Origin of the sequence: Streptococcus sp. NPS 308 (assembly GCF_002355895.1) — a bacterium.
GTDB lineage: Bacteria > Bacillota > Bacilli > Lactobacillales > Streptococcaceae > Streptococcus.
Genome location: NZ_AP017652.1, coordinates 1,341,057 through 1,352,930, shown reverse-complemented (window position 1 = coordinate 1,352,930; position 11,874 = coordinate 1,341,057). Strand labels below are relative to the sequence as shown.

The 11,874-nt window shown below is 42.4% G+C and carries 13 protein-coding genes and 2 riboswitches; all 13 genes read left to right on the top strand.

Annotated features, from left to right (window positions below):
• On the top strand, nucleotides 1-1,059 hold the full coding sequence (locus tag SNAG_RS07075; RefSeq protein WP_096407901.1) for a UDP-N-acetylglucosamine--N-acetylmuramyl-(pentapeptide) pyrophosphoryl-undecaprenol N-acetylglucosamine transferase: 1,059 nt from the start codon (nucleotides 1-3) through the stop codon (nucleotides 1,057-1,059).
• Nucleotides 1,060-1,068: 9 nt separating this feature from the next.
• Nucleotides 1,069-2,196, top strand: a complete 1,128-nt coding sequence (locus SNAG_RS07070) for a cell division protein FtsQ/DivIB (RefSeq protein WP_096407898.1) — start codon at nucleotides 1,069-1,071, stop codon at nucleotides 2,194-2,196.
• 205 nt (nucleotides 2,197-2,401) lie between these two features.
• Nucleotides 2,402-3,103, top strand: coding sequence for an orotidine-5'-phosphate decarboxylase (gene pyrF, locus SNAG_RS07065; protein ID WP_096407896.1), 702 nt, complete (start codon nucleotides 2,402-2,404; stop codon nucleotides 3,101-3,103).
• A gap of 42 nt (nucleotides 3,104-3,145) precedes the next feature.
• Entirely contained in the window at nucleotides 3,146-3,778 is a 633-nt protein-coding gene (gene pyrE, locus SNAG_RS07060) for an orotate phosphoribosyltransferase (protein ID WP_096407893.1), read from the top strand.
• Nucleotides 3,779-3,941: 163 nt separating this feature from the next.
• Nucleotides 3,942-5,078, top strand: coding sequence for an L-lactate oxidase (gene lctO / locus SNAG_RS07055; protein WP_096407891.1), 1,137 nt, complete (start codon nucleotides 3,942-3,944; stop codon nucleotides 5,076-5,078).
• A 148-nt stretch (nucleotides 5,079-5,226) separates the two neighbouring features.
• Nucleotides 5,227-5,315, top strand: a riboswitch (TPP riboswitch).
• A gap of 216 nt (nucleotides 5,316-5,531) precedes the next feature.
• On the top strand, nucleotides 5,532-6,200 hold the full coding sequence (locus SNAG_RS07050; RefSeq protein ID WP_096407888.1) for a TenA family protein: 669 nt from the start codon (nucleotides 5,532-5,534) through the stop codon (nucleotides 6,198-6,200).
• Between the two features lie 123 nt (nucleotides 6,201-6,323).
• Nucleotides 6,324-6,412, top strand: a riboswitch (TPP riboswitch).
• Between the two features lie 159 nt (nucleotides 6,413-6,571).
• Nucleotides 6,572-7,132: an ECF transporter S component gene (locus SNAG_RS07045; RefSeq protein ID WP_096407886.1), complete on the top strand. Its 561-nt coding sequence runs from the start codon at nucleotides 6,572-6,574 to the stop codon at nucleotides 7,130-7,132.
• Nucleotides 7,133-8,518, top strand: a complete 1,386-nt coding sequence (locus SNAG_RS07040) for an ATP-binding cassette domain-containing protein (protein WP_096407884.1) — start codon at nucleotides 7,133-7,135, stop codon at nucleotides 8,516-8,518.
• A gap of 1 nt (nucleotide 8,519) precedes the next feature.
• Nucleotides 8,520-9,170 carry an energy-coupling factor transporter transmembrane component T gene (locus SNAG_RS07035; protein ID WP_000598432.1) on the top strand — a complete coding sequence of 217 codons (651 nt, stop codon included), beginning with the start codon at nucleotides 8,520-8,522 and terminating at the stop codon, nucleotides 9,168-9,170.
• 10 nt (nucleotides 9,171-9,180) lie between these two features.
• Complete coding sequence (tenA, locus tag SNAG_RS07030; RefSeq protein WP_096407881.1) at nucleotides 9,181-9,873, top strand: thiaminase II; 693 nt, start codon at nucleotides 9,181-9,183, stop codon at nucleotides 9,871-9,873.
• Nucleotides 9,874-9,876: 3 nt separating this feature from the next.
• Nucleotides 9,877-10,401: an energy coupling factor transporter S component ThiW gene (thiW, locus tag SNAG_RS07025; RefSeq protein ID WP_001244067.1), complete on the top strand. Its 525-nt coding sequence runs from the start codon at nucleotides 9,877-9,879 to the stop codon at nucleotides 10,399-10,401.
• Nucleotides 10,401-11,204: a hydroxyethylthiazole kinase gene (locus tag SNAG_RS07020; protein ID WP_096407879.1), complete on the top strand. Its 804-nt coding sequence runs from the start codon at nucleotides 10,401-10,403 to the stop codon at nucleotides 11,202-11,204. The genes thiW and SNAG_RS07020 overlap by 1 nt, the downstream gene beginning before the upstream one ends.
• Complete coding sequence (thiE, locus tag SNAG_RS07015) at nucleotides 11,197-11,829, top strand: thiamine phosphate synthase (protein ID WP_096407876.1); 633 nt, start codon at nucleotides 11,197-11,199, stop codon at nucleotides 11,827-11,829. The genes SNAG_RS07020 and thiE overlap by 8 nt, the downstream gene beginning before the upstream one ends.
• Nucleotides 11,830-11,874: the final 45 nt, after the last annotated feature.

Sequence of the window (11,874 nt, the reverse complement as noted above, 5' to 3'; positions counted from 1 at the left end):
ATGAAAAAAATTGTCTTTACAGGTGGGGGGACGGTTGGACATGTCACCCTCAATCTTTTGTTAATGCCCAAGTTCATCGAAGACGGCTGGGAAGTTCACTACATTGGTGATAAACACGGAATCGAACACCAAGAAATCCTCAAGTCAGGTCTGGATGTGACCTTCCATTCCATAGCGACAGGGAAATTACGTCGTTACTTCTCCTGGCAAAACATGCTGGATGTCTTCAAAGTTGGTTGGGGAATTGTCCAATCCCTCTTTATCATGTTACGACTGCGTCCACAGGCTCTTTTTTCTAAGGGAGGATTTGTCTCAGTACCGCCGGTTATCGCAGCGCGTGTGTCAGGAGTACCTGTCTTTATTCACGAATCGGACCTATCTATGGGCTTGGCCAATAAAATTGCCTATAAATTCGCAACCAAGATGTACTCAACCTTTGAGCAGCCTGCTAGTCTTGCAAAAGTCGAGCATGTGGGGGCAGTGACCAAGGTAACAGATCAAGAGACGCCAGAACCAGACGAGTTGGTGGATATCCAAACTCACTTTAATCCCAAATTGCCAACCGTATTATTTGTCGGAGGTTCTGCAGGAGCTCGTGTATTTAACCAATTAGTGACAGACCATCAGAAAGAACTGACAGAGCGTTACAATATCATCAATCTGACAGGAGATTCTAGCCTAAATGAGTTGAGCCAAAATCTCTTCCGTATCGACTATGTGACGGATCTCTATCAACCCTTGATGGAGATGGCGGATGTGGTGGTGACTCGAGGTGGGGCTAACACGATTTTTGAACTCTTGGCTATGGCTAAACTCCATCTCATTGTCCCTCTTGGACGTGAGGCGAGCCGAGGAGACCAAATTGAAAATGCTGCCTATTTTGTTAAAAAGGGTTATGCAGTAGAACTCCAAGAGACAGAATTGACCTTGGAAAGCTTGGAGGAGAAAGTCAGTCACCTGCTTAGTCATAAGGACCAATACCAAGCTAGTATGAAGGCTTCAACTGAATTGAAATCTCTTAATGATTTTTATGCCCTACTAAGAAAAGACTTATCATAAGGAAAACCAATGTCAAAGGATAAGAAAAAAGAATCAAACCAGAAACAAGAATTGTCTGAATGGCAGAAACGGAACCAAGAATACCTGAAAAAGAAGGCTGAGGAGGAAGCTGCTCTAGCTGCGGAGAAGGAAAAGGAAAAACAAGCTCGAAAGGAAGCCAACTTGAAGTTATTGGAGGAGGCCAAGAAATCCTCGAGTCAGTCCGACGAGGAAGATACAAGTCCAAGTCAGAAACCCTCCGAGAAAGATGAGAAAGCTCAAAAGGAAGCCAGCGAAGTAAAAAAAGAGAAAGAGAAAAAGAAAAAAGAAAAGCCAGAAAAACCTGCCAAGCCGAAAATTGCTCCTGTTCATATTTGGAGGGCAGTCAGTATCTTGGTGCCGAGTGTTCTGGTTCTCCTCCTTTCTATCTATCTCTTGACTCCTCTTTCGACTCTTAAGCATATCGAGGTTAAGGGGAATGTCCAGACCCAAGCGGATGACATTAAACAGGTTTCTGGCATTCAGGATAGTGACTATACCTTGTCTTTGTTATTGAACAAGGACAAGCACGCTGAGCAGATCAAGTCGAATCACTGGATAGAGTCAGCAACGATTGACTACAAATTTCCAACAAACTTTACGATTGAAGTCAAAGAGTTTGAGATTGTGGGCTACTATGTGACAGGTGAAGACCACTATCCAATCCTGTCTAGTGGGACAATTGACTCAAGCCCTGTCAACCTTTTGAACCTGCCTGAGACCTACCTAACAGTTACCTTTAACGATGAGCAGCAGGTGAAGGATCTGATTTCGGGTCTTTCTAGCATCAGTGAGGACATAAAGAGTCAAATCCAGAAGATCGAACTAGCCCCAAGTAAGGCAACTGCAGATCTTCTAAAAATCACCATGCTAGATACAGATGAGATCTTGGTTCCCTTGTCAGAGTTGAGTAAAAAATTGCCTTATTACAGCAAAATTAAGCCACAACTAGCAGAACCGAGTTTTATCGATATGGAAGCTGGAATCTATAGTACGAGCCTAGCGGATAAACTTTTGGAAGAAGCTGAGGAAAAAGCTAAAAAAGAGGCACAGGAAGCTGAGAAGAAAAAACAGGAAGAAAAAGAAGCTGAAGAAAAGAAACAACAGCAACAACAATAAAGGCCAGTTTTTACTTGACAAGTTCCTATATAAATAATAGAATAGTAAAAAACCTTTAAAGCAGTCCAGAGAGGCAGCTAAGGTTAGACGGTGAAAGGGTGGAGACTACCCATTTTTCGTGGAACCTTGCTGCTAGCAGGTTCCTTTTTTCATAGTCCTTTTAAGGAGTTTGGTGGACTGCAAGAAGAATGAGAAGGAGAAATATATGCGTGAGAGTCGCCCGGTCATTGCCCTAGATTTTCCAAGTTTTGAAGAAGCAAAGGAATTTTTAGCCCTTTTTCCAGCAGAGGAAAAACTCTATGTCAAGGTTGGAATGGAAATCTATTATGCGGTAGGCCCTGAAGTTGTACGTTATTTGAAATCATTAGGACATAGCGTTTTTTTGGATCTCAAGTTGCATGATATTCCAAACACAGTCAAATCGACCATGAAAATCTTGTCTAGTTTGGGTGTCGATATGACCAATGTTCAGGCTGCAGGTGGGGTTGAAATGATGCAGGCTGCGCGTGAAGGGTTGGGAGATAAGGGAATTCTCATCGCAGTGACCCAGCTGACTTCAACATCCGAAGAACAGATGCAAGACTGCCAAAATATTCAAACGAGTCTGCAAGAATCAGTGATTCACTATGCTAAGAAAACAGCAGAAGCTGGATTAGATGGTGTGGTTTGTTCAGCCCAAGAAGCTCAACTCATCAAGGAAGCTACAAATGAAGATTTTATTTGCTTGACGCCAGGTATTCGACCAACAGGTGCTGAAGCAGCGGATCAAAAACGCGTAGTGACTCCTGGTCAGGCCTATCAAATCGGTAGTGACTACATTGTAGTAGGTCGTCCAATCACGCAGGCGGAAGACCCTGTAGCAGCCTACCATGCTATCAAGGAAGAATGGACACGAGACTGGGCCTAAAGCGTATTCGCTAAGAGATGTAAGGATAAGAAGGAGAAAACCATGACACTTGCTAAAGACATTGCTAGCCACCTATTGAAAATTCAGGCAGTTTACCTTAAACCAGAAGAGCCTTTTACTTGGGCATCGGGTATCAAGTCACCTATCTATACAGATAACCGCGTGACTCTGGCTTACCCAGAAACTAGAACCTTGATTGAAAATGGTTTTGTAGATGCTATCAAGGCAGCCTTTCCAGAGGTAGAAGTGATTGCAGGAACAGCGACAGCAGGGATTCCTCACGGAGCCATCATTGCTGATAAGATGAATCTGCCCTTTGCCTATATCCGTAGCAAACCAAAAGACCACGGAGCAGGCAACCAAATCGAAGGCCGTGTAGCCCAAGGTCAAAAGATGGTCGTTGTCGAAGATTTGATTTCAACTGGTGGTTCTGTACTAGAAGCCGTGGCAGCTGCTAAACGTGAAGGGGCAGACGTTATTGGTGTCGTAGCGATTTTTAGTTATCAACTACCAAAAGCCGATAAGAATTTTGCGGATGCTGGAGTCAAATTGGTGACACTATCTAACTATAGCGAGCTCATTCACCTAGCCCAAGAAGAAGGTTACATCACACCAGAGGGATTGGCTCTCTTAAAACGCTTTAAAGAAGACCAAGAAAATTGGCAAAATGCTTAAAACATAGAAAATCAGGTAGTCACAAGGATTACCTGATTTTTTTGAAAGGTCCAAGTAATCAGTTTGAAATTCCCAGACAAATTTTTTGAAAACAGTATGAAAAAGAGTTAAGATGTTTAAGTAAGATAAAAAGCAAACGCTTACTTAACAAGGAGGACATTTTATGTCATATAAAACAAGTAATGCAGAAGGACCTGTAGATTTTATTAACGTTTTTGATTTGGAGGCAATGGCGCAACAAGTCATTCCTAAAGCTGCCTTTGGTTATATCGCTAGTGGAGCAGAGGATACTTTCACTTTACGCGAGAACATCCGTGCCTTTAACCACAAACTCATCGTTCCACATACGCTTTGTGATGTTGAAAATCCAAGTACAGAGATTGAATTTGCTGGTGAAAAATTATCTTCACCAATCATTATGGCGCCTGTTGCGGCTCATAAATTGGCAAATGAACAGGGTGAAGTGGCGACTGCGCGTGGTGTGCATGAGTTTGGTTCCCTCTATACAACCAGCTCCTACTCTACCGTTGACCTTCCAGAAATTACGGAAGCTCTTCAAGGGACACCTCACTGGTTCCAATTTTACTTTAGTAAAGATGATGGGATCAACCGCCACATCATGGACCGTGTGAAGGCTGAAGGCTACAAAGCGATTGTCTTGACGGCAGATGCAACTGTAGGGGGCAATCGTGAGGTCGACAAGCGCAATGGTTTTGTCTTCCCCGTTGGTATGCCAATTGTTGAGGAATACCTGCCAGAAGGTGCTGGTAAATCAATGGACTTTGTTTACAAATCAGCTAAACAACGCTTGTCTCCACGTGATGTAGAATTTATCGCTGCTTACTCAGGTCTTCCTGTCTATGTGAAAGGGCCACAGTGTCGTGAGGACGTTGAACGCTCTCTTGCCGCAGGTGCTTCTGGTATCTGGGTAACCAACCACGGTGGCCGCCAAATCGACGGTGGACCAGCATCCTTTGACTCGCTTCAAGAAGTGGCTGAAGCAGTTGATAAACGTGTACCAATTGTCTTTGACTCTGGTGTTCGTCGCGGTCAACACGTCTTTAAAGCCCTGGCTTCAGGAGCAGACTTGGTAGCTATTGGTCGCCCTGTGATCTATGGTTTGGCTCTTGGAGGCAGTGTTGGTGTGCGTCAAGTCTTTGAGCACTTGAATGCAGAATTGAAGACAGTCATGCAATTATCTGGAACTCAGACTATTGAGGATGTCAAACACTTCAAACTCCGTCACAACCCATACAACCCAACCTTCCCAGTCGACCCTCGTGACTTAAAATTGTATTGATAATGAAGACGGCCTCCACCTGATGTGGAGGTTTTTCTTCGTGTATAGAAAGATTATATCGTTATCAGAAACTATATAAATATATTTTTCAGTCAAATATCTTGCTAGGGCTTTCAATTTCTGTTATACTGGTCCAGTAATAAAATAATAAAAACATTTGGGGTGCTTTAGGCTGAGATGATACCCATTGAACCTGATACAGTTAAGACTGGCGAAGGGAAATGTGAAAAGGTTTTTTTCCTATGTCGAAAAGAACTGTCTAATCTTGTAAGGTAAACTCTAATTCTCGTTTGTAATTGGAGTTTTTTTGTTTATCAAAAGAGGATAGGCTTTTTTAGGTAGCTCTGCAAATGCCCTCGATGTTCTTTAAAAGTATCAAGTAGAATTACGATTTTGCTTGGTATCTCTTGATATTTTATTGATTACTAAGGAGTAAAGAAAGGAAAAATAAATATGGAAACACAAGACTATGCATTTCAGCCGGGTTTGACCGTTGGAGAATTATTAAAAAGCAATCAGAAGGATTGGCAGGCTGCAATTAATCATCGTTTTGTCAAGGAACTTTTTGCGGGGACAATTGAGAATAAGGTCTTAAAAGACTACCTGATTCAAGATTATCATTTCTTTGATGCTTTCTTATCCATGCTGGGTGCCTGTGTAGCTCACGCAGACCAGCTTGAATCCAAACTTCGTTTTGCCAAGCAACTAGGCTTTCTTGAAGCAGATGAAGATGGTTATTTCCAAAAGGCTTTTAAAGAGTTAAAGGTAGCAGAGAGTGACTATCTAGAAGTGACCTTGCACCCTGTAACAAAAGCGTTTCAGGAGCTAATGTATTCTGCTGTGGCTTCATCAGACTATGCCCATCTTTTGGTCATGCTAGTCATTGCAGAAGGTCTCTATTTAGACTGGGGTTCTAAAGATTTGGCTCTACCTGAAGCCTATATTCATTTAGAATGGGTCAATCTCCACAGAGGTCCTTTCTTTACAGAGTGGGTTCAATTTCTGGTTGACGAACTCAATCGTGTCGGGAAAAATCGAGAAGATTTGACAGAACTTCAGCAACGCTGGAATCAAGCAGTTGCTTTAGAATTAGCCTTTTTTGATATCGGTTATGAATTATAGGACAGATTCAATACTTTTATGCAAATTAAAAGAATGAACAAACAAACTATATAAATATATTTTCCGGTCAAATATCTTGCTAGGGCTTTCAAATTCTGTTATACTGGTCCAGTAATAAAATAATAAAGACATTTGGGGTGCTTTAGGCTGAGATGATACCCATTGAACCTGATACAGTTAAGACTGGCGAAGGGAAATGTGAAAAGGTTTTTTTCGTATGTCGAAAGAAACTGTCTAATCTTGTAAGCTAAACTCTAATTCTTGATTGTAATTGGAGTTTTTTTGTTTATCAAAAGAGGATAGGCTTGACCGCAAGCCTTTTGGCAGCTCTCCTTGAATGCCCCACTTTTCTTTAAAAAAGGAGTTTTTTTATGTTGAAAAAATGGCAGTTAAAAGATGTTATCTTGCTTGCTTTCTTGTCTATCTTTTTTGGTGGCGTTTTTGTGGGTTCAGGCTATCTGTTTGATATCCTCACTCTGATTTTAGCCCCTCTTGGTTTACAGGTCTTTGCCAATGAAATCCTCTTTGGTCTCTGGTGTATGGCTGCGCCCATTGCTGCCATCTTTGTTCCAAGAGTGGGAAGCGCAACGATTGGAGAAGTGCTTGCTGCACTTGCTGAAGTCCTTTATGGTAGTCAATTCGGTCTAGGTGCCCTTTTGTCTGGCTTGGTTCAAGGTTTGGGAAGTGAACTTGGTTTTATCGTAACCAAGAATCGCTATGAAAGTTGGCTCTCTCTAACTGCTAATAGTATTGGGATTACGCTTGTTAGTTTTGTCTATGAATACATTAAGTTAGGTTACTACGCCTTCTCCCTTCCTTTTGTCCTTTCCTTGCTTGTGGTGCGCTTTATTTCTGTCTTTTTCTTCTGTACCATCTTGGTTCGTGCCATTGTCAAACTTTATCATCAGTTTGCAGCTGGGGGCAAGGCATAGATGGGGCTGGAACTACGAGCGATTCAGTCCCCAATCTTCTCTGAGCCTCTTGATTTTACTTTTCATGCGGAAGCCTTCACCTTGTTAGTTGGGAGCAGTGGTTCAGGAAAATCCAGTCTCTTTCAAATGATTGCCCAAGTCAGTTCTCTTCCCTATAGCGGTCAAGTCCTGATAAATGGGAGTGAGGTCAGTCAGCTTTCTATCATCGAACGTGTCCAGACGGTTGGCATTCTCTTTCAAAATCCCAATCATCAATTTACCATGGAGAACTTGTTTGAGGAGCTGATTTTTACCCTGGAGAATATCGGCCATCCCCTTCAAGAGATTGATGCTAAAATAGCAGAGGTGGTTCGGCAATGTCGTTGCGAGCCAATCTTGCACCGTCCCATTCATCACCTATCAGGTGGGGAAAAGCAAAAGGCTGCGCTAGCTGTTCTCTTTGCTATGAATCCTAGGGTCTATCTCTTGGATGAACCCTTTGCTTCTATTGACCGCAAGAGCAGAATCGAGATATTGGAAATTCTAAAAGAGTTGGCTCTTGATGGGAAGACAGTCATCCTGTGTGACCATGATTTATCAGACTATGAAGCCTATATCGACCATATGGTGGAGCTAAGAGACGGCCAGTTAAGGGAGGTGTTTCAAATCCCTACCTCTGAGATGACACAGGTTGCTTCAAAGGAAGTTGCTTCTAGCCCGGAATTGTTCCATATGGATAGAACGACTTGTGAGCTGGATAAGCGTCCCCTCTTTTCAATTGCGGATTTTACATTCTACCAAGGAATCTCCTGTATTTTGGGTGATAATGGTGTTGGGAAATCAACCCTCTTTCGGTCTATTCTTCAATTTCAAAAGTATGAGGGGCGCATTATCTGGAAGGGGACAGTCCTGAAAAAGAAAAAGAGTTTGTATCGTGATCTGACGGGTGTTGTTCAGGAAGCTGAGAAGCAATTTATCCGAGTCAGTCTGAGAGAGGAATTGCAATTAGATAGTCCAGACTCCGAAAGAAATCAGCGGATTTTCCAAGCTTTACGATATTTTAATCTGGAGCAGGCGCTTGATAAGAGTCCCTATCAATTAAGTGGTGGCCAGCAAAAGATTCTTCAGCTATTGACCATCTTGACTAGTAAGGCCTCTGTGATCTTGCTAGATGAACCTTTTGCAGGTTTGGATGATAGAGCTTGCCATTATTTTTGTCAGTGGATTGTGGAGGAGAGAAATCAAGGAAGAAGTTTTCTGATCATTAGCCATCGTTTAGATCCCTTGATCTCTGTGGTTGATTATTGGATTGAGATGACTAGTCAGGGTCTCAGTCATGTGAAAGAAGTGACAATTACCAAACCACTCATATCTCAGAGTAGCAATATTCAAGGGGAGGTAAGATAGTATGATCAAAGTAGCAACCCAGACACCGATTATCAGTCTCTTCTTGCTGATTTTATCCTTGGAAACATCTTTCATTCCTTCGATTGCTCTGAATCTTTCGGTAGTCGCATTTTGCATCCTCTTTATGCTCTATTACCGTCGATTTAAGATGTTGGCTTGGATGATTCTACTAGCCATTTTGCCATCTTTGGCCAACTACTGGGCAGTTCAGTTACACGGAGATGCTTCGCAGGCAGTGATGCTTGGAACGAGGGCCTTTGTGACCGTTTGTATTGGTCTTGTCTTTGTTTCCTCTATTTCCCTAAAAGAGCTTCTTTTGTACTTAGCTCAAAAGGGGTTATCACGGTCTTGGGCTTATGCCTTAATTGTGGTATTCAATGCCTTTCCCCTTATTCAGAAAGAAATCAAGTCCCTCAAAGAAGCTTGCCTATTACGTGGTCAAGAACTGCATGTTTGGTCTCCCTTGATTTACAGCAAGGTTCTGATGACAGTCTTTAGGTGGCGCCATCTTTATCTGAGAGCTCTGTCGGCGCATGGATATGATGAACATGCACAGGTGGAGAATAGCTATCGGACTTTTTATATTCCTAAAAAAACAAAATTAATCTACCTGCTTTTCTTTTTATTGCTTCAAACCAGTCTATTTTTATAAAGGAGTTATTATGGAATTTACAGATATTGCGATGGAATTATCCAAGGAAGCTTGGCAGGCTTCTTTTCATCATCCCTTTATTTTACAATTACAAGAGGGAAATTTAGAACCTGATATTTTCCGCTATTACCTGATTCAAGATGCCTACTATCTGAAGGCCTTCTCAGAAATCTATCACCTCTTGGCTGATAAGACTTCGAATCAAGAGATGAAAAGACTCTTGAAACAAAATGCTCAGAGTCTAGTGGAGGGTGAGTTGTTTATCCGCCAACAATTTTTCAAGGAATTGGAAATCAGCGATCAGGAAATGGAGCAACATCCAATCGCTCCCACCTGCTATCATTACATTTCTCACATTTATCGGCAATTTGCAGAGCCAAACTTGGGCATTGCTTTTGCTAGTTTGCTCCCATGTCCTTGGTTATACCATGATTTGGGAAAGGCACTTAATCGCAAACCATCCCCGAATCCTCTTTATCAGCAGTGGATTGAGACCTATATCACCGATGAGTTAGAGCAGCAGATCAGAGAGGAGGGAGAGCTGGTCAATCAACTCTATCGAGAAAGCAATGAGATGGACAAACAAAAAATGTTAGATGCCTTCCACATCAGTGTTCACATGGAAGCCAAGTTTTGGGAGATGGCTTACCAACACCAAACATGGACGAGTGATTTGCAGTCCTTAGGAAAAGAGAAGAAATAGAAAATGAGAAACCACCGACTTCAAGTTCACAAATTAACCATTTTATCCATGATGATTGCCCTTGACGTAGTTCTTACACCCATCTTTCGAATTGAAGGAATGGCACCAATGTCCAGTGTAGTCAACATTCTTGCAGGAATCTTGATGGGGCCTGTTTATGCCTTGGTCATGGCTACAGTCACAGCCTTTATCCGTATGTCTACTCAAGGCATTCCGCCCTTGGCCCTCACAGGAGCTACTTTTGGAGCCCTCCTTGCAGGTCTCTTTTATAAGTACGGTCGAAAATTTCACTATTCTGCCCTAGGAGAGATTTTGGGAACAGGGATTATCGGTTCCATTGTTTCCTATCCTGTCATGGTTCTCTTTACGGGATCTGCGGCCAAGCTCAGCTGGTTTATCTATACTCCGCGATTTTTCGGAGCGACCTTGATCGGTACAGCCATAGCTTTTCTTGCCTTTCGATTTTTAATCAAGCAGGAATTCTTTAAAAAAGTACAAGGATATTTTTTTGGTGAAAGGATAGACTGATGCAGGAATTTACAAATCCCTTCCCTCTGAGCTCTAGCTCCTTAATTCACTGCATCACCAATGAGATTTCCTGTGAGATGCTGGCCAATGGCATTTTGGCTCTGGGATGCAAACCAGTCATGGCAGATGACCCTCGTGAGGTTCTTGATTTTACTAAACAAAGCCAAGCTCTCTTCATCAATTTGGGGCATTTGTCAGCTGAGAAAGAGAAAGCAATCCGCATGGCAGCTACTTATGCAGCTCAAGCTTGTCTCCCAATGGTAGTAGATGCAGTTGGCGTTGCGGCTTCCCTCATTCGTAAGGATCTAGTCAGAGATCTTTTAGAATACAAGCCCACGGTCCTTAAAGGAAATATGTCAGAAATCCGAAGTCTTGTTGGCTTAAAACACCATGGAGTTGGAGTTGATGCGAGTGCTAAAGATCAAGAAACGGAGGATTTGCTTCAAGTCTTGAAAGACTGGTGTCAGACCTATTCTGGTATGTCATTCTTAGTCACTGGCCCCAAGGACCTCATCGTTTCAGAAAATCAAGTTGCTGTATTGGGAAATGGCTGTGCAGAATTAGACTGGATAACAGGGACAGGAGACTTAGTTGGAGCCTTGACAGCCGTTTTTCTTAGCCAAGGAATGACTGCCTTTGAAGCTTCTTGTCTAGCGGTCTCTTATCTCAATATCGCTGCTGAGAGAATAGTTGTTCAAGGAATGGGATTAGAAGATTTTCGTTACCAAGTTCTCAATCAACTCTCTCTCCTAAAAAGAGATGAAAACTGGCTAGAAGCCATCAAAGGAGATTTTTATGAATAGAGAAGTACTTAGACTGTATCTAGTAACCAATCGCTACCAAGATTCCTTGGAAAACTTTCTTGAAAAAGTCGAGACGGCCTGTCGTTCAGGTGTTACTATTATCCAACTACGAGAAAAAAATCTCACCACCAATCAATACTATCAACTGGCAAAACAAGTCAAAGAAATAACAGATGCCTATCAGGTCCCCTTGATTATCGATGATCGGTTGGATGTTTGTCTTGCAGTCGATGCAGCAGGTCTGCATATCGGCGACGATGAACTACCAGTTTCGGTTGCCCGCAAAGTCTTGGGTCCTGAAAAAATCCTCGGTGTCACTGCTAAAACAGTTAAAAGAGCTCTCGAAGCAGAAACATCAGGTGCGGATTACTTGGGAACAGGAGCCATTTTCCCGACTACGACCAAAGAAAATGCACCCATTACCCTGATTTCAACCTTGAAAACAATTTGCCAAACGGTCGCCATTCCAGTAGTTGCTATCGGAGGCTTGACGTCAGAGAATATTGACCAACTTATCGGCACGGGTATAGCTGGAGTAGCTGTCGTACGTGATGTGATGCAGGCAGAAGATATTGAGGCAAAAACACAAGCCTTTTTAACAAAGCTAGATGACATTGTTTCCTAATCAAAAACTCTCTAATTTCCTTATTGCGGGAACTAGAGAGTTTTT